The organism is Ruegeria sp. AL11 (assembly GCF_056540865.1).
This window is the reverse complement of the sequence record NZ_JBQFXO010000001.1, coordinates 1-25,782: the sequence shown is the minus strand read 5'-3', so window position 1 is coordinate 25,782 and position 25,782 is coordinate 1. Positions and strand designations below refer to the sequence as shown.

At 59.4% G+C, this 25,782-nt stretch carries 24 protein-coding genes; 12 read left to right on the top strand and 12 right to left on the bottom strand.

The window, feature by feature from the left end:
* Position 1 precedes the first annotated feature (1 nt).
* Entirely contained in the window at positions 2-421 is a 420-nt protein-coding gene (locus tag ACR0IP_RS00120) for a PaaI family thioesterase (protein WP_170465671.1), read from the bottom strand.
* Between the two features lie 111 nt (positions 422-532).
* On the opposite strand from ACR0IP_RS00120, the gene ACR0IP_RS00115 reads away from it, so the two are divergent.
* The 8 genes from ACR0IP_RS00115 (at position 533) to ACR0IP_RS00080 (ending at position 8,255) form a co-directional block, all read left to right on the top strand.
* Entirely contained in the window at positions 533-901 is a 369-nt protein-coding gene (locus ACR0IP_RS00115) for a MerR family transcriptional regulator (RefSeq protein ID WP_170374244.1), read from the top strand.
* Between the two features lie 256 nt (positions 902-1,157).
* Positions 1,158-1,559, top strand: a complete 402-nt coding sequence (locus ACR0IP_RS00110; protein ID WP_170374246.1) for a MerR family transcriptional regulator — start codon at positions 1,158-1,160, stop codon at positions 1,557-1,559.
* A 42-nt stretch (positions 1,560-1,601) separates the two neighbouring features.
* The gene (locus ACR0IP_RS00105) at positions 1,602-3,383 is read left to right on the top strand and encodes an acyl-CoA dehydrogenase C-terminal domain-containing protein (RefSeq protein ID WP_170666340.1); all 1,782 of its coding nucleotides are present in this window, start codon (positions 1,602-1,604) and stop codon (positions 3,381-3,383) included.
* Positions 3,384-3,438: 55 nt separating this feature from the next.
* A complete protein-coding gene (locus ACR0IP_RS00100) occupies positions 3,439-3,651 on the top strand; it encodes a hypothetical protein (RefSeq protein ID WP_170374251.1) in 213 nt (70 codons plus the stop codon).
* A 60-nt stretch (positions 3,652-3,711) separates the two neighbouring features.
* Positions 3,712-4,350 carry a glutathione S-transferase family protein gene (locus ACR0IP_RS00095; RefSeq protein WP_480523131.1) on the top strand — a complete coding sequence of 213 codons (639 nt, stop codon included), beginning with the start codon at positions 3,712-3,714 and terminating at the stop codon, positions 4,348-4,350.
* A gap of 11 nt (positions 4,351-4,361) precedes the next feature.
* Positions 4,362-5,573, top strand: coding sequence for an acetyl-CoA C-acetyltransferase (locus tag ACR0IP_RS00090; RefSeq protein ID WP_170767050.1), 1,212 nt, complete (start codon positions 4,362-4,364; stop codon positions 5,571-5,573).
* On the top strand, positions 5,573-6,061 hold the full coding sequence (locus ACR0IP_RS00085; RefSeq protein WP_480523130.1) for a cupin domain-containing protein: 489 nt from the start codon (positions 5,573-5,575) through the stop codon (positions 6,059-6,061). The genes ACR0IP_RS00090 and ACR0IP_RS00085 overlap by 1 nt, the downstream gene beginning before the upstream one ends.
* Positions 6,054-8,255: a 3-hydroxyacyl-CoA dehydrogenase NAD-binding domain-containing protein gene (locus ACR0IP_RS00080; RefSeq protein ID WP_480523128.1), complete on the top strand. Its 2,202-nt coding sequence runs from the start codon at positions 6,054-6,056 to the stop codon at positions 8,253-8,255. Before ACR0IP_RS00085 ends, ACR0IP_RS00080 begins: the two co-directional genes overlap by 8 nt.
* 42 nt (positions 8,256-8,297) lie before the next feature.
* Here ACR0IP_RS00080 and ACR0IP_RS00075 read toward each other — a convergent pair whose 3' ends face one another.
* The 3 genes from ACR0IP_RS00075 to ACR0IP_RS00065 all read right to left on the bottom strand — a co-directional run bounded on the left by ACR0IP_RS00075 (position 8,298) and on the right by ACR0IP_RS00065 (position 10,840).
* The gene (locus tag ACR0IP_RS00075) at positions 8,298-9,083 is read right to left on the bottom strand and encodes a Hint domain-containing protein (RefSeq protein ID WP_480523126.1); all 786 of its coding nucleotides are present in this window, start codon (positions 9,081-9,083) and stop codon (positions 8,298-8,300) included.
* A gap of 162 nt (positions 9,084-9,245) precedes the next feature.
* Positions 9,246-9,908 (bottom strand): sulfotransferase family 2 domain-containing protein, encoded by a 663-nt coding sequence (locus ACR0IP_RS00070; protein WP_480523124.1) that lies wholly within the window; start codon positions 9,906-9,908, stop codon positions 9,246-9,248.
* Positions 9,905-10,840 (bottom strand): DMT family transporter, encoded by a 936-nt coding sequence (locus ACR0IP_RS00065; RefSeq protein ID WP_480523122.1) that lies wholly within the window; start codon positions 10,838-10,840, stop codon positions 9,905-9,907. Before ACR0IP_RS00065 ends, ACR0IP_RS00070 begins: the two co-directional genes overlap by 4 nt.
* A 138-nt stretch (positions 10,841-10,978) precedes the next feature.
* Here ACR0IP_RS00065 and ACR0IP_RS00060 point away from each other — a divergent pair, with 138 nt between their 5' ends.
* On the top strand, positions 10,979-11,992 hold the full coding sequence (locus ACR0IP_RS00060) for a hypothetical protein (protein WP_170374266.1): 1,014 nt from the start codon (positions 10,979-10,981) through the stop codon (positions 11,990-11,992).
* A gap of 6 nt (positions 11,993-11,998) precedes the next feature.
* On the opposite strand, the gene upp is transcribed toward ACR0IP_RS00060, so the two are convergent.
* From upp to ACR0IP_RS00025, 7 genes are all read right to left on the bottom strand, one after another.
* Complete coding sequence (gene upp / locus ACR0IP_RS00055) at positions 11,999-12,631, bottom strand: uracil phosphoribosyltransferase (protein ID WP_170374268.1); 633 nt, start codon at positions 12,629-12,631, stop codon at positions 11,999-12,001.
* Positions 12,628-13,614, bottom strand: coding sequence for an adenosine deaminase (locus ACR0IP_RS00050; RefSeq protein WP_170374270.1), 987 nt, complete (start codon positions 13,612-13,614; stop codon positions 12,628-12,630). Before ACR0IP_RS00050 ends, upp begins: the two co-directional genes overlap by 4 nt.
* Positions 13,611-14,822, bottom strand: a complete 1,212-nt coding sequence (locus tag ACR0IP_RS00045; protein ID WP_170465635.1) for a phosphopentomutase — start codon at positions 14,820-14,822, stop codon at positions 13,611-13,613. The genes ACR0IP_RS00050 and ACR0IP_RS00045 overlap by 4 nt, the downstream gene beginning before the upstream one ends.
* Positions 14,819-16,126, bottom strand: coding sequence for a thymidine phosphorylase (locus tag ACR0IP_RS00040; RefSeq protein ID WP_480523120.1), 1,308 nt, complete (start codon positions 16,124-16,126; stop codon positions 14,819-14,821). Before ACR0IP_RS00040 ends, ACR0IP_RS00045 begins: the two co-directional genes overlap by 4 nt.
* Before the next feature lie 4 nt (positions 16,127-16,130).
* Complete coding sequence (locus ACR0IP_RS00035) at positions 16,131-16,523, bottom strand: cytidine deaminase (RefSeq protein WP_170465629.1); 393 nt, start codon at positions 16,521-16,523, stop codon at positions 16,131-16,133.
* An 84-nt stretch (positions 16,524-16,607) separates the two neighbouring features.
* Positions 16,608-17,711 carry a cupin domain-containing protein gene (locus tag ACR0IP_RS00030; protein WP_480523118.1) on the bottom strand — a complete coding sequence of 368 codons (1,104 nt, stop codon included), beginning with the start codon at positions 17,709-17,711 and terminating at the stop codon, positions 16,608-16,610.
* Complete coding sequence (locus ACR0IP_RS00025) at positions 17,674-18,378, bottom strand: hypothetical protein (RefSeq protein WP_480523116.1); 705 nt, start codon at positions 18,376-18,378, stop codon at positions 17,674-17,676. The genes ACR0IP_RS00030 and ACR0IP_RS00025 overlap by 38 nt, the downstream gene beginning before the upstream one ends.
* Before the next feature lie 163 nt (positions 18,379-18,541).
* Here ACR0IP_RS00025 and ACR0IP_RS00020 point away from each other — a divergent pair, with 163 nt between their 5' ends.
* The 3 genes from ACR0IP_RS00020 to ACR0IP_RS00010 all read left to right on the top strand — a co-directional run bounded on the left by ACR0IP_RS00020 (position 18,542) and on the right by ACR0IP_RS00010 (position 24,476).
* Positions 18,542-20,815 carry an NADP-dependent malic enzyme gene (locus ACR0IP_RS00020; protein WP_480523114.1) on the top strand — a complete coding sequence of 758 codons (2,274 nt, stop codon included), beginning with the start codon at positions 18,542-18,544 and terminating at the stop codon, positions 20,813-20,815.
* A 268-nt stretch (positions 20,816-21,083) separates the two neighbouring features.
* On the top strand, positions 21,084-22,973 hold the full coding sequence (gene prpE / locus ACR0IP_RS00015; RefSeq protein WP_480523112.1) for a propionate-CoA ligase PrpE: 1,890 nt from the start codon (positions 21,084-21,086) through the stop codon (positions 22,971-22,973).
* A gap of 63 nt (positions 22,974-23,036) precedes the next feature.
* Positions 23,037-24,476, top strand: a complete 1,440-nt coding sequence (locus tag ACR0IP_RS00010) for an amidase family protein (RefSeq protein WP_480523110.1) — start codon at positions 23,037-23,039, stop codon at positions 24,474-24,476.
* 262 nt (positions 24,477-24,738) lie between these two features.
* On the opposite strand, the gene ACR0IP_RS00005 is transcribed toward ACR0IP_RS00010, so the two are convergent.
* Complete coding sequence (locus ACR0IP_RS00005) at positions 24,739-25,545, bottom strand: NAD kinase (RefSeq protein ID WP_170374288.1); 807 nt, start codon at positions 25,543-25,545, stop codon at positions 24,739-24,741.
* Positions 25,546-25,782 lie beyond the last annotated feature (237 nt).

Here is a 25,782-nt window from a genome sequence, read left to right as displayed (position 1 = left end):
GTTACTTCCCCTCAACCGTGAAAGACCCCGAAGCGGTCGCCACTGGCAGGTCAAGATCATCATCCATCGCCGTTGCACGCACGAAGGCCACATTTCGGGTGATGTGATAGCAATTGGCCCGCGCGGTGATGCTCTGCCCTGGCGTGGCGGCGCGCATATAGTCGATGCGCAAATCAATCGTCGCTGTTCCGCCCGGTGAAGACGGGTGGCTCATGACTGCGGCCCCGCAGCAGGTATCCAGGATGGTCGAAATCGCGCCACCGTGGATCACGCCCGTGCGCGGATCTCCGATCAGATCTTCGTTGTAAGGCATTGTTATCTCGGCTTCACCTTCCCCGATCTGGCTAAGATGAAGGCCCATCGCACGCGCATGCGGAATGGCTTCGATAAACTGGCGGGCTAGCTTTGCTTTGTCGACCATGGTGATATCCTGTTGTCTTGCCCCTTTATGAGCCGCCATCCGATCAAAGGGCAAGCCCACCTGTTGCGCTTGTTCGCATGACGTCCTAGGTTGCTGCCGAGGAGACCCCGAATGTCCGACAACCGTTTGTCATTCAAAGAGATGTGTGCCGAGTTCGACGTGACTCCGCGCACTCTGCGCTACTACGAATATATCGAGCTTTTGCAGCCCGATCGTGAAGGGCGATCCCGGTACTATGGCCCCAGAGAATGCGCCCGCATGACCCTGATCATGCGCGGCCGGAAATTCGGGTTTCCTTTGGAAGAGATTCGCCAATGGCTGTTGATCTACGAAGATCAAGGCAACGAAGCGCAGATGGCAACTTTTGTGGAAATGGCCGATCGTCAGATGGAAGAGCTGCGCCAGCAGCGCGCGCAGCTTGACGAGGCGATGGATGCCCTCAAACAGCTTCGGGACCAAACGGCTAAGTCCATCAAGTAGAACACCCCGGCCCTTCAGGGTTCTGGTGAGAACAAGCAATACACCTTGGAATCGCGTCCTAGGACCAGTCTGAGGGCGAATTTCCCTTGCCCCTAGGGAAAGAAAATTTCGCAAAACCCGTCATTACGCGACTGGAAGTTACGTCAACTTAGAAATGACGCAGCGTCTGGATTACGTAAACGTCACCTACATGTTGTAAAGCGTCCAGCAACTGCGCAACTCTATTCGGACGACGCCAGTGACGAGAGTATGACGAATGACCGAAGATCTGATGACCATCCGTGAAATGTGCGAGACCTATGATGTCACGCCCCGCACCTTGCGGTTCTACGAGGCGAAGGAACTTCTGTTTCCGATCCGCGAGGGTCAGAAGCGTCTGTTCACCAAACGCGACCGCGCGCGGCTAAAGCTGATTCTGCGCGGCAAGCGGTTTGGTTTCAGCCTCGAGGAGATTCGCCAGCTTCTGGACCTTTATCACGTGGGCGACCAGCAGGTGACCCAGATGTCGCGCACCTATGAAATCGCGTGCGAACGTCTGGCCGATATGGAATCGCGCCGAGAAGAGCTGACGCAGGCCATCGACGATCTGAAAGAGCAGTTGCGCTGGGGCGAGAAAGTCATCGCCTCGATGAAACAGGAAAAGAAGGCGGCCGAATAACTTCGCCCTGCCCTCCGGACATATGAATTAAGGGAGCTTCACATGCCCGTCTACAACGCGCCAACCAAAGATATGCAGTTCATCCTGCATGATGTCCTGAAAATCTCGGACTCTGACATTCCGGGTTACAACGAACTTGAGACCGAATTCACCGGTGCCGTTCTGGAAGAAGCAGGCAAGGTCGCCAGCAATGTTCTTCACCCGCTGAATGTTGTTGGCGACACTGAAGGGTGCCGTTTGGAAAACGGTATCGTTTACACACCCACAGGCTTCAAGGATGCCTTCGAGCAGATGAAAGAAGGCGGCTGGACTGGCCTCGACATGCCGGAAGAGTATGGCGGCCAGAACATGCCCTATGTGATTGGGACTGCCGTGGGAGAGATGTTCTCGGGCGCGAACCAGGCGTTTACGATGTATCAGGGCCTGACCCACGGTGCAGCCTCGGCGATCTTGGCACACGGCTCGGACGAGCAGAAGAACAAATACCTGCCGAACATGATCAGTTGCGAATGGACCGGCACCATGAACCTGACCGAGCCGCATTGCGGTACCGATCTGGGACTGATGCGCACCAAAGCGGAACCTCAGGGCGACGGCAGCTATAAAATCTCGGGCCAGAAGATCTTTATCTCGGCCGGTGATCACGACATGGCCGACAACATCATCCATTTGGTTTTGGCTAAAATCCCCGGCGGCCCTGAGGGCATCAAGGGCGTTTCGCTGTTCATCGTGCCCAAGTTCATCGTGAACGAAGATGGCACCCCGGGTGAGCGCAACGGTGTTTCGGTCGGCAAGATTGAAGAGAAGATGGGCATCCACGGCAACTCGACCTGCGTCATGAACTATGACGAGGCCACCGGTTGGCTGCTGGGTGACGAACACAAAGGCATGCGCGCCATGTTCACCATGATGAACGAAGCGCGTTTGGGTGTGGGCATGCAAGGCCTGTCGCAGGCCGAAGCTGCATATCAGAACGCTGTTGAATACGCCAAAGACCGCCTGCAGGGCCGCGACGTAACAGGTGTGAAGAACCCGGACGGCCCCGCCGATCCGCTGATCGTTCACCCCGACATCCGCCGCAACCTGATGGATCAGAAAAGCTTCACCGAGGGCGCGCGTGCGTTCATCCTGTGGGGCGCGACAATGATCGACAAGGCGCACCGCTCGGGCGACAAGGACGCAGATGGGCTGATCTCACTGCTGACACCGGTCATCAAGGGCTTCCTGACGGACGAAGGCTACGACATGACCGTTCAGGCGCAGCAGGTCTATGGCGGCCATGGCTACATCGAAGAATGGGGTATGTCGCAATACACCCGCGACGCCCGTATCGCCATGATCTACGAAGGCGCAAACGGCGTTCAGGCGCTTGATCTTGTCGGCCGCAAGTTGGCGCAGGATGGCGGCAAGCACGTCATGGCGTTCTTCGAAATGGTCAAAACCTTCTGTAAGGAAAACGCGGGCCAGAACGAAGCCTATGACAAAGCCTTCATCGAACCGCTGAAAGCCGCATCCAAGGATCTGCAGGCCGCTGGCATGTACTTTATGCAAGAAGGCATGAAGAACCCCAACAACGCTCTGTCCGGGTCTTATGACTTCATGCACATGTTCGGTCACGTCTGCCTGGGCCTGATGTGGGCACAGATGGCGAAGGCCGCTCAAGACGCGCTGGACGGTGGAGCCTCGGACAAAGAGTTCTACGAGACCAAGATCAACACCGGCCGGTTCTATATGGCCCGCCGCCTGCCCGCGACTGCGATGCATCTTTCCCGCATTCAGACCGGCGCAGACACTGTGATGGTTCTGGACGCGGCGAACTTCTGATCAAAGTCTGGGCTCGGGCATCACAGCTCGGGCCCTACTATTCGGAGGAGACAGAATGCCGAAACGCTTTCGCCTGACCCGCCGTTTCCCGGTCGCCATGACCGAGGACGGCTATCGCAAACTCCGCGGCTTCGCCCGCGAGGCCGGGTTGGATGAAGGTGAAGCGCTGTCTTTTCTGTTCGAGAACTTCAACAGCGTCATTGATGAGGACAACCTGACCCATCGTTTGCGCCTCTTCAATTCCGAGTTGGAGGCACGCAAGCGCTAGGCACCAAGGCCGAAAAGCTTGGGCGGAAGTTGCACAAAACGCCACGGGAGGGGCGACCGCATGACCATAAAACTGCACTGCTTCGGTGAAAGCGGCAATTCTTACAAGGCCGCTCTGGCGCTGGAAATGTCCGGCCTAGAGTGGGAGCCGGTCTTTGTCGATTTCTTCAAAGGCGTCACCCGCAGCCCCGAATTCCGCTCGGATGTTAACGTTATGGGCGAAGCGCCCTTCCTGATCGACGGTGATTTCAAAACCTCCCAATCTGGTGCGATTCAGGCTTATGTCACCGAAAAATCCGGCAAGTTCGGCGGCAAGACGCGGGAAGAGAATTACGAGATCCTTCGCTGGGTGCTGTGGGACAACCACAAGCTCAGCTCGATGGCTGGCATGACGCGGTTTCTGATGAACTTCCTGCCCGAAGAACACCGCAATGCCGATGTGATTGCCTTCAACCAAGGCCGTCTGAAAGCGGCCTATGATGTTCTGAACAATCATCTTGAGGGCCGCGACTGGATTGTTGGGCATGGCGTGACCAACGCCGATCTCAGCTGTTGCGGCTACCTCTACTATCCCGAACCATTCGGCTTTGACCATGCCGACTGGCCCAACATCGACGCCTGGCTGACTCGCCTGTCCGAGCAGCCCGGCTGGAAACACCCCTATGACCTGATGCCCGGCAACCCGTCGGATCGAGCTTAAGGAGAAGACCCATGACCGAAGCTTACATTTATGACGCCCTGCGCACTCCGCGCGGCAAGGGCCGTAAGGATGGCAGCCTGCACGAGGTAACCTCGGTGCGCCTGTCCGCCTTGACCCTGAACGCGATCAAGGAACGCAACAACCTCGAAGGCCACGCCGTTGAGGATGTGATCTGGGGCAACGTCACCCAAGTCATGGAGCAAGGCGGCTGTCTGGCGCGCTCGGCGGTTCTGGCCTCTGACCTCGACCAGTCGATCCCCGGTCTTGCGATCAACCGCTTCTGCGCCTCGGGCATGGAAGCCGTGAACCTGGCCGCGAACCAGGTTAAAGGCGGCGCGGGCGACGCCTATATCGCTGGTGGTGTTGAGATGATGGGCCGCGTGGCCATGGGCAGCGACGGTGCCGCGATTGCCGTAGACCCGACGCTGGCAATGGACACCTACTTTGTACCGCAGGGTATCTCGGCCGACATCATCGCGACCGAGTATGGGTTCAGCCGCGACGACGCCGACGCACTGGCCGTAGAGTCTCAAAAACGCGCGGCAGAGGCTTGGGAAGACAACCGGTTCGAGAAGTCGGTCATCACCATCAAAGACCAAAACGGCCTGACCATTCTGGATCGCGACGAATATATGCGCCCCGGCACTGACATGCAGAGCCTCGGCGCGTTAAACCCGTCCTTCCAGATGATGGGTGAGCAAATGCCCGGCTTCGACAAAGTCGCGATGCTGAAATACCCGCATCTGGAGCGGATCAACCACATCCACCACGCGGGCAACAGCTCGGGCATCGTGGACGGCTCGGCCGCTGTTCTGATCGGCAACAAGGAATTCGGTGAGAAATACGGCCTCAAGCCGCGCGCCCGTATCAAGGCAACCGCGAAGATCGGCACCGACCCGACCATCATGCTGACCGGCCCGGTTCCGGTAACCGAGAAAATCCTTGCCGACAACGGCATGAAAATCAGCGATCTGGACCTGTTCGAAGTGAACGAAGCCTTCGCCTCGGTCGTGTTGCGCTTCCAGCAGGCGTTCGACGTCGATCCGGCGCTGGTAAACGTCAACGGCGGCTCGATCGCAATGGGTCACCCGCTGGGCGCAACCGGTGCCATGATCATCGGCACGCTGCTGGATGAGCTTGAGCGTCAAGACAAGGAAACCGGTCTGGCAACGCTCTGCATTGCGTCCGGCATGGGTGCGGCAACCATTATCGAGCGGGTCTGATGCCCAAGCTGGATCTCTCTCAGATCCCGTTCAAAGGTGGCTCGTCTTACCCCGGCAAACTGGCCGAAGCGGTCGGTGGCCGTTTCAACCAGGGCGTCGGAGATGCAGGCGGGCTGACCCAGTTCGGGGTCAACATCGTACGGCTTGAGTCACAAGCTCTGTCCTCGCTGCGCCACTACCACATGGAGCAGGACGAGTTTGCCATCATGCTAAGCGGCAAATGCGTGCTGATCGATGACGATGGTGAGCATGAGATGCTGCCCGGTGACTGCGCCGCTTGGCCAGCCGGTGAGGCCAATGGCCATCACCTTGTGAACAAGACCGATGCGCCCGCGACCTTCCTGGTGGTGGGCACACGGACCCCGACCGAGACTGGCTATTACAGCGACATAGACATGATGGTGAAGGATGATGAGAACGGCTTCTCTTTCACCCGGAAAGACGGCAGCCCGCTGACGGCTGACCAGATTGGAGATGACAATGACTGATTTCACTCTGACCAAAGACGCAGACGGCGTCGCCTTTGTGACCTGGAACGCCCAGGGCAAATCCATGAACGTTCTGACCCGCGAGGCCTTTCAGGAGGTCAGCCAGCTGATCGATCAGGCCCTGAGCGATGATGAGATCAAAGGGATCGTGATCACCTCGGGCAAAGAAGGCTCCTTCGCGGGTGGCATGGACCTGAACACGCTGGCCACCATCCGTCAGGAGGCCGGTGATGAACCGGCGCAAGCGCTGTTCGATTTTGTCATGGGCGGCCACCACATCCTGCGCAAGATGGAACTGGCGGGCATGGATCCCAAGACCAAGAAGGGCGGCAAACCGATCGCCTGCGCCATCAACGGCACCTGCGCCGGGATCGGGACCGAGATCGCACTGGCCTGTCATCACCGTGTCATGACCTCGAACCCCAAAGCCAAGATCGGCCTGCCTGAGATTCTACTGGGCATCTTCCCCGGCGGTGGCGGCACCATGCGCTATAGCCGTATGGTTGGTGCGATGGCAGCCGCTCCGGTCCTGCTGGAAGGCAAGATGATGGACCCGAAGAAAGCCAAGGGCGCACAGCTGATCGACGATGTTTCGGACGATCCGGTCGCAGCAGCCAAGGAATGGGTTCTGAACGCCAAGGACGCCGATCTGGTCAAGCCTTGGGACGCGAAGGGCTACAAAATGCCCGGAGGCGCGCCCTACCACCCTGCTGGCTTCATGACTTTCGTTGGTGCCAACGCGATGGTGAACGGAAAGACACAAGGTGCTTTCCCAGCGGCTAAGGCTCTTCTGAGCTCGATCTACGAAGGGGCGCTGGTCGACTTCGACACCGCCCTGAAGATTGAGGCACGCTGGTTCACCAACGTCCTGATGAACCCGTCGTCGTCGGCCATGATCCGGTCGCTGTTCCTGAACAAGGAAGCGTTGGAGAAAGGCGCGGTTCGCCCCAAAGATGTGGCAGACCAACGCGTGAAAAAGGTCGGCGTTCTGGGCGCTGGCATGATGGGCGCCGGGATCGCTCTGGTCTCGGCGCAGGCCGGGATGGAGGTTGTTCTGGTCGACCGTGATCAGGCTGCCGCCGACAAGGGCAAGGCCTATAGCGAAACCTATATGGACAAGGGCATCAAGCGCGGTAAAGCCACAGCCGAGAAGAAAGAGGCCCTGCTGGCCCGCATCACCGCCACCCCTGATCTGGAGCATCTGAAAGGCTGCGATCTGATCATCGAAGCCGTGTTCGAAGACCCGGGCGTCAAGGCCGATATGACCAAGAAGGTCGAGGCGATCATCCCCGAGGATTGCATCTTTGCCTCGAACACCTCGACCCTGCCGATCACCGATCTGGCGAAAGCCTCAGTACGGCCCGAGCAGTTCATTGGCATCCACTTCTTCTCACCGGTTGAGAAGATGTTCCTGGTCGAGATTATCAAAGGCAAGGAAACCGGTGATCGCGCGGTCGCCAAGGCTCTGGACTATGTGCGCCAGATCCGCAAGACGCCGATTGTGGTCAACGATGCGCGCTTCTTCTACGCCAATCGCTGCATCATTCCCTATATCAACGAAGGCGCGCGCATGATCACCGAGGGCGTCAGCCCGATCCTGATCGACAACGCGGCGCGTCAGTTGGGCTTCCCGGTGGGACCGATCCAGCTGACCGATGAAACCTCGATTGATCTGGGTGCCAAGATTGCACGGGCGACCAAGGCGGCGATGGGCAATGCTTATCCCGAAAGCCCTTCAGACGATCTTATCTTCTGGATGGAGGAACAGGGCCGTTTGGGTCGCAAGGCAAACGCGGGCTTCTTCGACTATGACGAGAAGGGCAAGCGCGTCGAATACTGGAAGGGTCTGCAGGACAAGTACCCTCTGGCCGCCGAGCAGCCTGACCTGATCGAAGTGCAGGAACGTCTGATGTTCGCACAGGTTCTGGAAGCCGTCCGTGCGCTGGAAGAAGGTGTTCTGGAAGACATCCGTGAAGGCGACGTGGGCGCGATCCTGGGTTGGGGCTTTGCGCCTTGGTCCGGTGGTCCGCTCAGCTGGCTGGACATCATCGGAACGCCCTACGCAGCCGAGCGTTGCGATCAACTGGCCGAGGCCTATGGTGCGCGTTTTGCCTGCCCGCCCCTGCTGCGTGAAATGGCCGAAAAAGGTCAGAGCTTCTACGGCCGGTTCAACCCGGACGCCAAAGCCGCTTAAAACAGCGACGCAGGCGCAACTCCCCTTGCGCCTGCGTCTTCCTTACTGAACAGCCGGAGCGGTTTGCCATTCAGGCCGGAGAAACAGAACCGGCGCATTTGGTCGACCCGGCCGCCCGGGCCTGCGAATACCCGCCGCTGGGCGGATCGGGAAAATCGGATCCGTCGGAATCGGAGCAGGCAAAGCGCCCAATGGGTTCGCCAAAGCCGAAATCTCGCCACTTGCAGCAAGCGCACCGACCAAGGCAGTCGCCGCGTCTTCGTCGGCCACAGCATACTTTTTTGCCTGACCAGAGGTGCGGCTGAAGCGCCCTGAAGGGCAATAGGCTTGCAAGCCCCCCTCGATATAGATCACCTCGTCCCGATCGAAGAACAGGGTCGTGACCTCGAACGACGATCCCGGAGATTGCGAGGACAACCGACAGGCCCCGTCCAGAAGCCGCGCAGGCAAAACAGAAACACCTTGATCCGTCAGGTCCAGTTTGCCGCAATCCAGCGCGACGCCCTGTTCCGGCATCAACCAAACCGCGCGCCCGTTATAGGCCGCCCGCGCAGGCACAAAGATAGGTAGATGGGCCGACCGCCTCTCACCTGCCGGGATATTGACCCAACTGGTCGAGACTCTGCGGACTTCTTTGAAACCGTGATCCAGCGTTCGAACCAGATCGCCAGCGGCGATACGTTCGATCAGCTTCCATCCACTGGTGGTCGCGATTTTGGTTCCGTGCAGGAACCCTCCTCTGCGCGATGACACTGCGTCCAGCGCAACTGGCAGATCCGCATCGTCATGATACTCGGAAACATCCGAAAAACTCACTACTTCCAACACGTGCCGAACCCCCTTTTGGCACAAATACTCACACCTCAAGAGATAGCAGACGTAGCGGCTTTCGGTCTTAGTTCCGCCGTATTTACGCCTGATTTGGACTAAAACGAGGCATTTTTCGCGACAGAAAGCAGTGCAGGAGTGGGTTTATCAACCAATCGGAAACTATAAGCTGGAAGTCACGTCAAAAGCGTAGCCGAATCTCTGGATGTCTTCTGCGCAGGCTTCTGCCACGGATTGGGCGGACCTGTCGGAATAGTATGCCCGATAGTCTGCTTGTCGGTCCGAGGGGTTGATATGAGGCAATTCCACCTCAAACTCCAGATGGCGAAACAGAGGTTGCGCGTCCTGTTCGAACTGTTCCAACCGTAGGAACAGCTGGCACTGTTCGACCCCATCCGCGCGGGTCATGTAGCGCCGCGCCGGATGATCCTGAAATGAACGACGGATGTTTGGGTGCAGGACAAAAGGCTCGAACTCCAATTGCTGCGACAGGGTGACGGCCTCATGCGCGAAGCTCTGAGAACGTAGCCAGTGATAGTAGCTGACCATGCGGTCCCACGGGTTGCGGACCAGCGTGAAGGCAAACATTGCCTCAAGTTCACCCTCTGGCAACACCCCGTCTATATCCGCAAGCGTCGCGTGTTTGTGCAGCCTCCCCCGCGCGGTCAGTTCCTTGGCGCGGCGCCGCCGTTTCAGGGCCTTAGGCGTGTCTCCCAACAGGATGTCATCCTTCATGGCCCGCTGTTCAAGCGCCAAAGCAAGCGAAGTTCCCCCCGTCTTGGGCATATGCACAAACACGTAGCGGCGGCCGCGAGAGATGATCATGCGACCTCCTGCTCAGGGGCCGCGCGCCTGGCTCTCCAGCCCAGAATTGCGCCGGCTGTTGCGATCAGGCCGATGCCAAAGATCTGCATCACTCCGATCGTCTGTCCAAGGGCGACCCAGGCGAACAGAGGGCCGAAGATCATGATCGAATATTCGAACACGGCAACGAATGAGGGCTCTCCGACCTGATAAGCCTTGATCATCATAAAAACGGCCACGGTGGACCCGACGGCCTGAACCGCGACCCATGGCAAGGCAGCGCGCATATCGAGGACCAGACCACGGGTCACAAAACCTTCGGGACCATCGGGTCCGGACGCCGGAAAGGCCGTGAAAACGATCAAGCCGATGGCCCCGGCAACGCCCAGAACCAGCATGTTGTTGGCCAGTAGGGCGACTGTGCTTTCGTCCGAGCAATAGGTCCGCGTGACAATCACGCTGAGCGCGTAGAAGAATCCTCCGACAACAGGCAGAAAGGTCCTGAAGTCGAACTCAGTCGGGTTGGGTTGCAACACGCACAGGATGCCCACGAACCCCAGTAGAACCGCGCCGATGCGCCATGGTCCGATGACTTGTTTCAGCCCCAGCGCCGATATCAACAGCACGAACATCGGTGAGGTGAACAAACCCGCCAAGGCCTGCGCAATCGGCATCAACGCCAGCGAGGCGAAATAGAACAACATGCCCGTCGCGATCAGAACACTACGCAGCAAGACAAACCGCAGCCGTTTTGGCCGCAGACTTCCCAAACCCAGCAGGGACAGCCCGATGATGAGAGGCAACATCAAAACAGCACGGCTGAGATGGAACTGCCACAGCCCTATGGTTTCAGCCAGCAGGATCACCACGTTATCGATCACGCCAAGAATGGCCATTGCCGAGACCATCAGCACCGAGGCCAAAAAAGGGAGCGTTTCTTTGCCTGGCTGCATGTCCTGCCTCGGGTTAGATGCGCGCAACAGCGCTTGTGCCATCCAGCATATTTCTGAAAGCCTGCGCAACAGGTTTGCGCCCCGCGATTTCCACATGCTATGCTTTGGCATAAGAAAAACACGAGCAGCCCAATCCAGATGACGGCCCTGAAACAGTACCAGCGGATCGAAGCCACCGGTCTGTGGCGCTCCTCGCCCGATGAACAGCGGCGCGAGGTTGTGGTCTCAATCGGTAAGGCGACCCTGACGATCTCGGATTTCAATGACCGGGCGCTGACGCACTGGTCTCTGGCCGCATTGGAGCGTCAAAATCCGGGCAGTTTCCCCGCGATTTTCAACCCTGACGGCGACCCGGACGAAACGCTGGAGCTGGCCGAAAGCGAAAAGACCATGCTTGAGGCCATCGACCGACTGCAGCGCGCCATCGACCGCTCGCGCCCGCATCCCGGTCGGTTGCGCTGGTTCAGCGTCGCAGGCGTCGTCGCCGCTGTGCTGGCGGTGTTGCTGCTTTGGTTGCCCGGGGCACTGCAAAACCACGTGGTCTCGGTCGTGCCCGAGGTCAAACGGCAGGACATCGGCGATGAGATTCTGAAACGAATCGAGCGGGTCTCGGGGCGCGCTTGTGCCTCACGCGATGCGCAGGCCTCTTTGGACCGGCTGGCCAAGCGCACGGGCGTACGGCAGATCATCATCCTGCCCGCCGGGGTGCAGGACAGCCTCAGCCTGCCGGGCGGGACGGTCTTGTTGAACCGGGCCTTGGTCGAGGATCATGAAGACCCAGCTGTGGCCGCCGGCTATGTCATCGCCGAGCGCGCCCGTATCGATGCTCAAGACCCGTTGGATGATGTTCTGGACAGAACCGGCGCCTCCTCGGCCTTTCGCCTGCTGACGACCGGGGGCCTGACGCCCGAGATCGTCGACAGCTATACCGAGCAAGTCCTGTCTGAACCCCGTCCTTCTCTGACAGATGAGGCACTGCTGGCGGTTTTTGCACAGGCCGCCCTGCCCTCGACCCCATATGCCTATGCGCGGGATGTGACAGGGGAAACGGTTCTTGGCCTGATCGAGGCCGACCCAATGGCCGGGCGCACGTTGGAACAGGTGTTGCCGGACCGCGATTGGGTCCAGCTTCAAAACATCTGCAGCGAGTGATCAGGCTTATTTGGTGCCAAACATACGGTCGCCGGCATCGCCGAGACCGGGCATGATGTAACCTTTCGAGTTCAGCTCGCGATCCAGCGCGGCAGTGACGATATGCACGTCCGGGTGGGCCTCTTTCATGCGGGCAACCCCTTCTGGTGCCGCCAGCAGGCAGAGGAACAGGATCTCGGTCGCGCCCGCTTCTTTCAGCAGATCAATGGCTGCAGCCGAGCTGTTGCCGGTGGCCAGCATCGGATCCACGGCGATAACCAGCCGGTCTTTCAGGCCCTCTGGCGCTTTGAAGTAATACTGAACCGGCTTCAGCGTTTCTTCGTCGCGGTACAGCCCCACAAACCCGACACGGGCCGACGGGATCAGCTCCAGCACCCCGTCCAGCATCCCGTTCCCGGCGCGCAGGATCGAGACCAGCGCCAGTTTCTTACCGGCGAGAATGGGCGCGTCCATCTCCTCCATCGGAGTTTCGATATGGCGGGTGGTCAGCTTAAGCTCGCGGGTCACCTCATAGGCCAGCAACAGCGTGATTTCCCGCAGCAACTGACGGAATTCGGCGGTCGAGGTCCCCTTGTCCCGCATGAGCGTCAGTTTGTGCTGCACCAGCGGGTGGTCAACGACGGTCAGGTGTTCGCTCATATGTTCTCCAGTCTTTTCTTGACCCGCGCGCGGGTGTCTTCATCGCAAAAGGCGGCCTTCAGGGCCGTTTCATTTAGGGCTGCGAAGTCTTCGGCGCCCCAATCAAAGGCTGCCTGCAACATCTCATATTCACGCCGCATTGTGGTATGGAAAAATGGCGGGTCATCCGTTGAAACGGTGACTTTCGCCCCGGCGTCGCGCAACCGCGCAATCGGATGCGCGGCGAAATCGGGATAGAGCCCCAGAACCACGTTTGATCCCGGACAGACCTCAAGCGTGACATCCCGGTCGATCAGTTCATGCACCAGATCAGGGTCTTCAATGGCGCGAACGCCGTGGCCAAGACGCTCAACACCCAAGTCACGAACCGCGTCGCGCACGCTTTCTGGACCGCCAAACTCACCTGCATGGGTGGTCAGGCGCAAGCCGGCCTCGCGGGCGCAATCGAAGGCCCATTTGAAGTCGCCCTGAGTGCCGATGGATTCATTGCCGCCCATACCGAAACCGGTGATCCAATCGCCTGCGGTTTCCGCAGCGCAGCGGGCGCTGATCTTGGCCTGATCCGGGCCGAAATGGCGGACACAGGTGACCACGCCGCGCAGAGTGATGTCGAACTTGCGCTCGGCCTCATCGGCGGCGTCCTGAATGGCGTTCAGATAGTCGCGCCACGCGTGCAGATCGCCACCGCCGCAAAAATCGGGGCTAAGGAAGGTCTCTGAATACACCACCCCATTGGCTGCGCTTTCCTCAAGGATCGCCAGGGTCAGACGGCGGAAATCCTCGGGCGATTTGAGGACCTCACACGCGGCCTCATAGACGCTGAGGAAATGGGCGAAGTCGCGGAAGTCGTAGCTGCCATCGGGCTTGAAGATGCCGCTCAGATCGATGCGTTTTTCATGCGCCAGTTGCCGGATAAATGCGGGCGGCGCGGCACCCTCATGGTGTAGGTGCAATTCGATCTTCGGAAGGTCCGCGACACTCATAAAAAGCTCTTTCCCGGCCCTTGCGCCGGTACGTTCAGGTGATGGGCAACGCTGGCAGCGACATCGGCGAAATGGATTTGACCGAGCTGGCCTAAGCCTTGCCCGGCCACCAAGACCGGCACCTGTTCACGTGTGTGGTCGGTGCCGATCCAACTGGGGTCATTGCCGTGGTCCGCGGTCAATACCAACATGTCATCCGGACGCAACTTGGGTAGGATGGCTCCGATTTCCCGGTCAAACCACTCCAGCGCACGAGCATAGCCGCTGATATCGCGACGATGACCGTAGAGGCTGTCGAACTCGACGAAATTGGCAAAACTTAGACTGCCATCCTCGGCCTGATCCACCAGGTCGGACAGGTGCACCATCAATTCGACATCGGAGCCTTTGCGCAGCGTGTCGATGCCCTGCATCGAAAAGATGTCTCCGATTTTGCCAACGGCATGCACGCGGCGGCCTGCGTCCTGAACCCAGTTCGTCAGCACCGGCGCGGGCGGCAAGATGGCAAAGTCCTTGCGGTTCGTTGTGCGGGTGAACCCCTCGTCAGATGAGCCGACGAAGGGGCGCGCAATTACACGGCCCACCTTCATCTCATGCAAACGGGGCGCGAGTGTTCGGCACATCGCAAGCAGGTTATCGAGGCCAAAGCGCTCCTCATGCGCGGCGATCTGGAACACGCTGTCGGCGGACGTGTAGCAGATCGGCCAGCCGGTGCGCATATGCTCGGCCCCCAGCTCGGCAATGATGGCTGTTCCAGATGCGTGGCAATTGCCCAGAATACCCTCGGTCCCCGCAGCTTGCGCTGCTGCTCGACTCAGATCGGGAGGAAATGCGGGCTGTGTGTCGGGAAAATAGTGCCAGTCCCACGGCACCGGCAACCCCGCCAATTCCCAGTGGCCCGAGGGCGTATCCTTGCCAGGCGACAGCTCGCGCGCGCATCCCCACAGGCCAGTCGGTTGAGCCGCCAGCCCCGGCGTTGCGTCGCCCGAGGCCAGACGCGTCGCAGCACCCAAACCCAGCGCATCCAGATGGGGCAGCGCAAGCAAGCCGCTGCGCCCGTCCTCAGCCCGCCCCTCGGCACAGGCTTGCGCGATATGGGCCAGTGTGTTGGCCCCGGTGTCAGGCACATCCCCGTTGAAGAACGCGCCTGCATCAGGTGCTCCGCCGATACCGACCGAGTCCATCACGACGAGAAAGGCGCGGCTCATGCCGTGATCCTCTCATGCACCAGATCGGGCACGGCAACCGGAGTATCTCCGATCGTGATCGCCGCCAATACGCTCTGGGTCGCCTGAGCCGCCGCGTCCTCACGCGCCGCGTGAACAGCGGCCAATGGCGCGCCTTTGGTGATCCGCTCGCCCAGCCGTACCATGTTTGACAGACCCACCGCCGGGTCGATCACATCGCTTTCCACCTGACGTCCACCGCCAAGAGCCACCACTGCCAGCCCCAAAGCTTCGCCGTCAATGGCCGTGACGTATCCGTCACGCGAGGCTGCCACCTCGGTGATCACGCTGGCTTCGGGCAGGAACCTTGACCACGTATCAACAAATTGCACTGGGCCTCCAACGGCGGCCATCATCCGACCAAACCGTTCTGCGGCGCGGCCATCCCGGATAATCTCCGCAATTTTGGCGCGGCCCTGATCCATCGTTTCAGATATACCCGCATCCGCCAGCAGTACACCGCCCAATTCTGCAGAAATTTCGGCCAGAGGAGACGCTCCCCCTTCGGTCAGGACCTTCATGACCTCTGCCACCTCCAACGCGTTGCCCAACGCCGAGGAGAGTGGTTGGTTCATATCGGTGATGACGGCCGAGGTTCGGCACCCGGCAGCATTCGCTGTTGCAGTCAGCGCCTGAGCCAGCTCGCGCGCGTCTTGAATGGTCTTCATGAACGCACCGCTTCCGGTTTTGACATCAAGCACCAGCGCATCAGGACTTGCCGCCAGTTTCTTGGACAGGATCGAGGCCGTGATCAGATCGAGGCTCTCTACCGTCGCCGTAACATCCCGCACCGCATACAGCCGTTTGTCCGCAGGCGCGATATGCCCCGTCGCGCCTACAATTGCGGCCCCTGTGTCGCGCAATACCTGCGCCAGACGCTCCTGCCCGATCTGCGTAGTGACGCCCGGAATCGCCTCGAGCTTGTCCAGCGTCCCGCCTGTATGGCCCAGCCCACGGCCCGAGATCATGGGCACATAGGCCCCACATTCGGCCAGAGCCGGAGCCAAGATCAGGCTGACGCAATCACCGACACCACCCGTAGAGTGTTTATCGATCACCGGGCCGTCCAAATCCCAGCGCAACACGTCACCACTGTCTCGCATTGCAACGGTCAGGTCAGCACGACCCTGCGCGCCCAGCCCACCCATGCAGACAGCCATCGCAAAGGCCCCAGCCTGCGCGTCACTGACGCTGCCATCGGCTAGGCCTTGGGCAAACCACGCAAGCTCTGGCCCGGTGGGCACTTCGTTGCGGCGCAGTTTAGCGATGATCGAACGGGCATCCATGCGGTCAGCTGTCCTGCATGTGCGAGGCGTCAAATGCGCCGGGCAAAAGCTGTCCGATCGTGGTTTCCAACTCGGCGCCGTCGGTTGTCGCCAAGGTGACCTTCACATCCCGCGCGCCGAACTCGGCCAGTTTCTGACGGCAGCCACCACAAGGCGGCACCGGCTGCGGGCTTTGGGCAACGACATAGACCTCGGCCAGCTCGGTCTCGCCCGAGGCGACCATGGCAGCAATTGCGCCCGCCTCGGCACAGGTGCCTTCGGGATAGGCCACGTTTTCTACGTTGCATCCAACATAGAGCGTCCCTGATCCCGACAGGATCGCCGCGCCCACCTTGAAGTTCGAATAAGGCGCATGGGCGTTTTCGCGGACCTTCAAGGCGGCATCTTTAAGCGACATGGCGATTCCCCATTTTTTGATCAGTTGGTCAGAAATTCAGACCCTACCGGAAAACGCGGGGCGAATAGAAGCCCCGCCGCGCATTTATTCCAGCACCGTCTTGAACACCCCCGGCAAGGTCACCTCGAGCAGTTCCACATCGTCAGAGGGCTGCGACAAGCGTGTGCGCATACCCGGTGGTATCACAAAGGCATCCCCTTGCTCCAGTTGATAGGGGTCACGGCCTTCGCCCTCCAGAGTGACCTCTCCGTTCATGACGAAGGTGAAATGGATGTCAGTGTCGTGGCTGGACCAGACCGGATCACCCTGCCCGCGCCGGACGACCTGAACACCGGCGACGCCTTTGGTGTTCTCGGCAATTGTGGTGTCGCGGCAGATATAACCCGGCAGTCGGAACGGCACCCAATCCGCATCTTTCGCCTGATTGTAAACAAAGCGTTGCCCCTGCCATTCCCGGTCGGGGCGCAGATGCGGCGTCGGCAATGTCATCTCGTGTTCAATTTCGGTGACATGTTCGGCTGGCACGCCGATCTCGATCACCTGCACATTGTCCGAGGCTTCCAGCACGCGGTGGCGGATTTCCGGCGGTTGGATAAAGCAATCCCCGGCGGTCAGACGCAATTTGTCGCCCTGATCTTCGTAAACGACATCAACCCAGCCATGGATGCAGAAGATCAACTGAAACCCGACCTTGTGGAAATGCACCATATCCGGCACCGGGCCCCCATCAGGGATGCGGATATGGCTGGCAATGATCGACCCGCCCAAGCGATCCGGCACCAGATCGCGATAATGCATCCCAGCCCGTCCAATGATCCACGGAGCCTGATCCTTGAGCCTGCGCACCACAAAGGAATGCACGGTTTCGGGCATCACCAGAGGGGGATCGAGGTCCTCGATTTCGATACGCGTGCCATTCGGTGCAACCAGAACCCGGTCGCCATCGGCAAAGCCATCCGGGTTCTCGGTCAGAATACGTAAAGTGCCAGGGGTTTCAGGCGCATCCTTCTCGATCCGCACCCTCAGGCCATGGCCGGAAAAAACAGCAGTTCGAGGATCGTCAGCAGGATAGATCATATCCATCTGCATCCCCAAAACCTTGGTGTAGAACGGAATATCGTCGCGCAATTCCTGCGTCGGCAAACGGATTTCAGCGCGGGTGTTCGCCGCGTGCGCTGTCTGGGTCATGCAAGCTCTCGTCAGTCGGTTCTTTCGGCCATCCGATCAGAACCGACGCCAGAATGCCAATCGAAAAATACATCTCGAGCGTTTCTTCCAGAACAAACAGCCGCGTCTTCATAACCGAAGACATCGTAGCCTCATACAGGCCCGAGATTTCCTCGAGCCCCTGCGCCACAACTGCGGCCACCCCGGCAAGCACAAAGATCGCAAGGAACGGCGCCTGAACTCTGACCGCCCGCCACGCGTTGGGAATGCCGTGCCACAGCACACCCCCCAGCACGACCACCGCCAGGGCGACACGCACGAGCGTCATGTCCAGCAGTCCGTCCAAGCCGCTTAGCACCGCGAATGGCACAGAGCCTTCCGCGTAAATATCCGCCTCAAGCTCACGCTCGGCCAGCAGCAGGCAGCCCACGCCGATGTAAAGCCGCGCGAGGCCTCGGTATTTAACCAAAGCCAAAACCCCAGCCATGAACAAGCAAGCCGCCGAGATCGTCTCGATCAATCCTCCTTCCTGATTGAACACCTCAGCCCGCAATGGAAACAAGGCGATAAACCCGAGGATCAGAGCCGCAACGCCCAGCGCAGCCCAGAACCAGACCTGGTCCACCCCAAAGCGGAAACGGGATGGCGGGAACACCTCGGAGGATGTCATTTTGAGGTCGTTGGGCATTTTGGTGTCTCAGAACAATTCGCAGGAGTTTGCGGTTTGTAAAAATTTTGCGACAATTAATCAAGGAAACGGTCGGGTTTTGCCAAGCTTCAGACGCGGCATAGCCAAGTCGAAAAAAATAGTTTAAGGCTAAATCAAATTTTGCAGGGGAGCTTTACCGCCGATGTCTGACACACCCAGCTTGCGGCAGGCCGCGCTTGACTATCACGCCCATCCCAAGCCTGGAAAGCTTGAAATCAAGGCCACTAAACCGATGGCAAACGGCCGGGATCTGGCCCGCGCCTATTCGCCCGGCGTGGCCGAGGCCAGTCTTGAGATCAAGGCCGACCCCTCGAATGCGGAACACTATACGGCGCGCGGCAATCTTGTGGCTGTGGTGTCGAACGGGACGGCTGTGCTGGGCCTGGGCAATATCGGTGCCCTCGCTTCGAAACCGGTGATGGAGGGCAAGGCCGTCCTGTTCAAGAAATTCGCCGGGATCGACTGCTTCGACATCGAGGTCGACCAGCCCGACCCTGAAAAACTGGCCGATGTCGTCTGCGCGCTAGAGCCGACCTTTGGCGCTATCAACCTTGAAGACATCAAAGCCCCCGATTGCTTCATCGTCGAAAAGCTATGTCGCGAGCGCATGAACATCCCCGTTTTTCACGACGATCAGCACGGAACCGCCATTGTTGTCGGGGCCGCGGCCCGCAATGCGCTGCACGTCGCCGGCAAGACCTTCGAGGATATCAAAATCGTCTCGACCGGTGGCGGAGCGGCCGGGATCGCCTGCCTCAACATGCTGGTCAAACTTGGCGTCAAGCGCGAGAATATCTGGCTGTGCGATATTCACGGGCTGGTCTATGAGGGTCGCGCCGAGGATATGAATCCGCACAAAGATCAATTCGCCCAGAAATCCGACCTGCGCACCTTGGACGACGTGGTTGGAGGGGCCGATCTGTTCCTGGGCCTGAGCGGCCCGAATGTTCTGACGCCCGAGATGGTCGAGAAAATGGCCGCCCGCCCGATCATCTTCGCTCTGGCCAACCCGACGCCCGAAATCCTGCCCGAAGCCGCGCGCGAAGTCGCGCCTGATGCGATCATCGCGACCGGACGCAGCGATTTTCCCAATCAAGTCAACAACGTGCTATGTTTTCCATTCATCTTCCGCGGCGCATTGGATGTCGGCGCAACCGAGATCAATGACGAGATGCAGATTGCCTGCGTCGAAGGCATTGCCGAATTGGCCCGCGCCACCACAAGCGCCGAGGCCGCCGCTGCCTACAAGGGTGAGCAACTGACGTTTGGCCCGGACTACCTGATCCCTAAACCCTTCGATCCACGCCTTGTGGGGATCGTATCTTCGGCGGTCGCCAAGGCCGCAATGGAGAGCGGCGTTGCCAAACGTCCGATCGACGACCTTGAGGCCTACAAGGAAAAGCTGAACCAGACCGTCTTCAAATCTGCCCTTCTCATGCGCCCCGTGTTCGAGGCCGCCGCAGCCTCAAGCCGCCGGATCGTCTTCGCCGAGGGCGAGGATGAGCGCGTATTGCGCGCTGCGCAGGCCATCCTTGAGGAAACGACCGAAACTCCGATCCTGATTGGCCGCCCCGAAGTGATCGAGGCCCGCTGTGAGCGTCTCGGCCTGGTCGTCCGTCCCGGCAAGGATCTGCAGATTGTGAACCCGGAAAACGATCCGCGCTACTACGACTACTGGAACTCATACCACCAGATCATGCAGCGCCGCGGCGTCACACCCGATCTGGCCAAGGCGATCATGCGCACAAATTCCACCGCGATTGGCGCAATCATGGTTCACCGCGGCGAAGCCGACAGCATGATCTGCGGCACGTTCGGCGAATACCGCTGGCATTTGAATTACGTCGAACAGGTTCTGGGCACCCCTGACCTGCGCCCACACGGGGCTTTGTCACTGATGATTCTCGAAGACGGCCCTCTATTCATTGCCGACACGCATGTACGGCAATTGCCCAATCCGGCGGAACTAGCCGAGATCACGCTGGGCGCAGCCCGCCACGTGCGGCGTTTCGGGCTTGAGCCCAAGATTGCCTTCTGCTCGCAGTCGCAGTTCGGCAACCAGGCCGAAGGCTCAGGCAAGCGACTGCGTGAGGCAATTGCCATTCTGGACAGCGAACCGCGCGACTTCACTTATGAAGGCGAGATGAACCTAGACACGGCCCTCAACCCCGAACTGCGCGAGCGTATTTTCCCCGCCTCACGCCTTGAGGGTGCTGCGAATGTCCTGATCTTCGCGCATGCGGATGCCGCAAGTGGCGTGCGCAACGTTCTGAAGATGAAAGCCGACGGAATCGAAGTTGGTCCGATCCTGATGGGCATGGGCAACAAGGCACATATCGTGACCCCTTCGATCACCTCAAGGGGGCTGCTGAATATGGCTGCAATCGCCGGCACGCCCGTAACCCACTACGGCTAGAGCGGCCAGATCAACGCCAGACATCCTGTGGGTGTCTGGCTGTCCGACTCAACCAATACCCTTTGCACTCATAAATTTGCAGGTTTGCAAAATCCCATTTTGAACCTGCTAAATTCCATAAAATCTTGAGGTTTGCAAAAATTTGCAGGCTGTTTTCGACCATCCTGCAAATATTTTGCGATAAACTGACGCGCCGTCACTCGCGCCGCTTGCCCGCTGCCCTTTCGCTGCCTAACAACTATCGCAGCGATTTTGGGAGGAGGGCCTGATGGCATATCAAGACGTTTACGATAGCTGGAAAAACGACCCCGAGGCTTTCTGGATGGATGCCGCCAAAGGCATTGATTGGATCTCGGCCCCCAGCAAAGCCCTGTTTGCCGACAACGCCCCTCTTTATGAGTGGTTCAGCGATGCGCAGGTCAATACCTGCTGGAACGCCGTCGACCGCCACGTGGAAAACGGGCGTGGCGAACAGACCGCCATCATCTACGACAGCCCTATCACCCATACCAAGCGCGAAATCTCGTATGTCGAGTTGCGGAACCGAGTAGCAACGCTGGCTGGTGCGCTGCGCGCCAAAGGCGTTGAAAAAGGCGACCGTGTCATCATCTACATGCCGATGATCCCCGAAGCGCTCGAAGCGATGCTGGCCTGTGCCCGTCTGGGCGCGGTGCATTCGGTGGTGTTCGGCGGCTTTGCCAGCAACGAACTGGCTGTGCGGATCGACGATGCCAAACCCAAGGCCATCATCGCCGCCTCCTGCGGGTTGGAGCCTGGTCGCGTGGTTCACTATAAACCTCTGCTGGACGGCGCCATCGACCTAGCCAGCCACAAGCCCGAGTTCTGCGTCATCTTCCAGCGCGAACAGGAAGTGGCACAACTGATCGAAGGGCGCGACTACAACTGGCATGGCTTCCAATACGGCGTCGAACCTGCCGAATGCGTGCCGGTCGCGGGCAATGATCCAGCCTATATCCTTTACACCTCGGGCACCACGGGAGCGCCTAAAGGCGTTGTGCGTCCGACCGCCGGGCATCTGGTGGCGCTGCACTGGTCGATGAAGAATATCTACAATGTCGATCCGGGTGATGTGTTCTGGGCCGCATCGGATGTGGGTTGGGTCGTTGGGCACTCCTACATCTGCTACGCCCCGCTGATCCACGGCAACACCACCATCGTGTTCGAGGGCAAACCCGTTGGCACACCCGACGCGGGCACCTTCTGGAGGGTGATCTCCGAACACAACGTGCGCAGTTTCTTCACCGCCCCCACCGCGATCCGTGCCGTCAAGCGTGAAGACCCCAAGGGTGAGCTGATTGGGAAATACGACCTGTCCGGTCTGCGCGCCATGTATCTCGCAGGTGAACGCGCCGACCCCGATACGATCACCTGGGCGCAGAATGCGCTGAACGTTCCGATCATCGACCACTGGTGGCAGACCGAGACCGGTTGGGCCATTGCAGGCAACCCGCTGGGAATCGAGGAACTTCCGGTCAAGCTGGGGTCTCCGGCCAAGCCGATGCCGGGTTATGACGTTCAGATCCTCGACGAAGGCGGCCATCCGCTGAAACCGGGTGAGCTGGGCGCGATTGCGGTCAAGCTGCCGCTGCCTCCGGGCACTTTGCCAACGCTGTGGAACGCAGAAGAGCGGTTCAAAAGCTCGTACCTGAACCATTTCCCCGGCTATTATGAAACCGGCGATGCGGGCATGATCGACGAGGATGGTTACCTCTATATCATGGCGCGCACCGATGACGTGATCAACGTTGCGGGCCACCGACTGTCGACCGGCGGGATGGAGGAGGTCTTGGCCGCCCATCCTGACGTCGCCGAATGTGCCGTGATCGGCGTTTCCGACCAGTTGAAAGGCCAGATGCCGGTGGGTTTCCTGTGCCTGAATACCGGTGCCGACCGCGACCATGCCGAGGTTTCGAACGAAGTCGTCAAGATGGTCCGAGACAAAATCGGCCCTGTGGCTGCATTTAAACTGGCCGTGGTGGTGGACCGCCTGCCCAAGACCCGCTCGGGCAAGATCCTGCGGGGCACCATGGTTTCGATTGCCGATAGCAAAGAGTACAAGATGCCCGCGACCATCGACGATCCCGCCATCTTGGACGAGATCAAGGACGCGTTGCAGACAATTGGCTACGCTCAGTAGCGCGGCCCCCCTCTTGCAACCTGAAATAGGCCCCTTACTGTCTTTCTAAGACAGTGAGGGCCCATGACTCAAAGCAAAATCTGGCAACTCAGCGCCACTGAGCTGACCACCCTGACCCGCAACGGTGACCTGAGTGCCGAGGACGCCGTTGCATCCTCCATCTCTCGCATGAATGCCGTCAATCCCGATCTGAATGCTGTGGCCGAGGATCTGAGCCAGCAGGCCTTGCAACGCGCGCGCGCCTTGGATCAAGCACGGGCAGCAGGGGCACCGACCGGACCGCTGCACGGGGTGCCGATAACCATCAAGATCAATGTCGATCAAAAGGGCCACGCGACGACAAACGGGGTCGTGGCGCTGAAAGATGTTATCGCCCCTGATGACGCGCCTGTTGTATCAAACCTTCAGAATGCCGGGGCAATCGTTATTGGCCGGACCAACACGCCCGAGTTTTCCTTCCGCGCCGACACCGATAATCCGCTTTATGGGCGCACGCATAACCCTTGGGGGCGTCATATCTCAGCCGGAGGGTCGTCGGGCGGTGCCGGGGCGGCCGTCATGGCCGGGATTGGCGCTTTGGCGCATGGAAACGACATTGGCGGAAGCCTCAGGTTTCCGGCTGCCGCCAACGGGGCGGTGACAGTCAAACCCGGCCTTGGTCGCGTCCCCGCCTGGAACCCCAGCCAAACGGCCGAGCGCGGAATACTCGCCCAATCCATGTCCGTTCAGGGCCTGATCACGCGATCCGCAGCCGACCTGTCCCTGTCGATGCCCAGCCTGATCGCCCCAGACCCGCGCGACCCGTTTCATGTCCCTTTGCCCTGGCGGGGTGAGGCAGCGGACGCCCCGATCAAAGTGGCCTTTACCAAAAACACGTTCGGATACGCCCTTCACCCAGAGGTCGAAAAGGCGCTGGACACTGCGCGCGACGCGCTGGTCGATGCGGGCTATCAGGTCGACGAGGTCGATCCCCCTGATGTCTTCGAATGCGGTCGCATCGGATACCGCACTTTGATGGGCGAGGTTCTGACCCTCCTGAAATCCGATATCCAAGCGGTCGGTTCCCAAACCATCCAAGATATCTTCGAGGTCTATTTTCAGGAATTCCCGCCCATCGTCGAGACCGAGCTGCTGCGCATGCTCGCCAAACGCAGCCACTATGCCCGTGAATGGTCCGTCTTCCTTGAAGATTACCCTCTGGTCCTGTCGCCGTTCCTGCCTCAACCCTTTTTCAAGCCGGACCGAGACACCGAAGGGGCCAAGGGCGTGCATGAGGTTCTGGGCTGCGCGGTCTATTCCTATGCGATGAACTTCCTTGGCCTGCCTGCCGCCTGCGTTCCGGCAAGACTGGCAGAATTGCCCAACGGCCTGCAGCCCATCAATGTTCAGATCGCAGCGCGTCGTTGGCGTGAAGATCTGGCGGTCGATGCGGCGGCGGCGATTGAGGCGCGGGTCGGGCAGATGTGCAAACCTCTTTGGGAGCGGATGACCCGCTCCGACTGACCCCCCCCAAAAAAAATCGACCCCGGGTTTTTGTGCCCGGGGTCCGCTTGCTTAAATATGCCTGGATTTCAGATAACGAGCGTGGCACCACCCACCCTCGCCAGCGCAAAAAAATGCGCAAGTATGTCGAAAACGCTGTTTGGTGGCCACTCACTCCCACCTAAGCGTGTTCTCCAGGCAAGATCACATTACCCATTGCACGCTCACCAGCATGTGAACTTGTTCACACAAGGAAAAATTATTTTTCAAAACTGACGAAATTCTAAGTGAATTGTTCAGAAATCAGGCGCTCTTCAAGACCATGCCCGGGGTCGAAAAGAATACGATGGGTGATTTCGGATTCCGAGCAGATCTCGACCCAATCAATGTCAGGAAAGGAAATTGAATCAGCATCGGCCATAACCGGGCGTTTTTCGGCATCCAGCACGTCTATGCGAACTGTTGCGGTTTTGGGCAACAAGGCCCCGCGCCACCGACGGGGTCGAAATGCAGCAATCGCGGTCAGGGCCAACACATCCGCCCCGATCGGCAAAATCGGACCATGGGCCGAATAGTTATACGCTGTCGATCCCGCAGGCGTAGACAGAAGCGCGCCGTCACAGACCAGCTCTCCCATCCTTTCGCGGCCATCGACGCTGATCTTCAGACGCGCGGCTTGCGGACCTGCACGCAGCAAGGATACCTCGTTGATCGCCAGCGCCTCATGGAGTTTCCCGGATTGATCCATCGCGCGCATGGCCAGAGGGTTAATGACCTCCACCTCGGCGTCATCGAGACGTTCCAAGAGATCGGTATCAGAATAGGTGTTCATCAGGAACCCGATGGTCCCGCGGTTCATCCCGTATACCGGCGCATCGAGATGCTGCATGTTCTTGAGCGTGCGCAGCATGAACCCATCGCCACCCAATGCCACCACCACATCCGCATCGCGCGGCGCGGCGTTTCCGTATTTGGCGACCAGGACCTCGCGGGCTGATTGCGCGACATCAGCCTCGCTTGCGAGAAAAGCGATTCTCTTTTTCATTTTTTCCGGTTTCCGGTGCTGCACATTTGGTTCCGAAACAAACATACCTTTCCCCAATAGGCCAGAGTTGACGCCCACGCCGTGCAATTCGTCGCTTTAAAGCTGTTGCCTCGGCAGGGTTTCCGATAGGAAATCCGCAAGCAATACCTCAGACATGTGGAGCTATCATGAACGCCAATCTCCGTGACACCGGTTTTTTCACCCAGTCTTTGTCGGACCGTGATCCTGAGCTTTTCGGCTCGATCACGTCCGAACTGGGCCGTCAGCGCGACGAGATCGAGC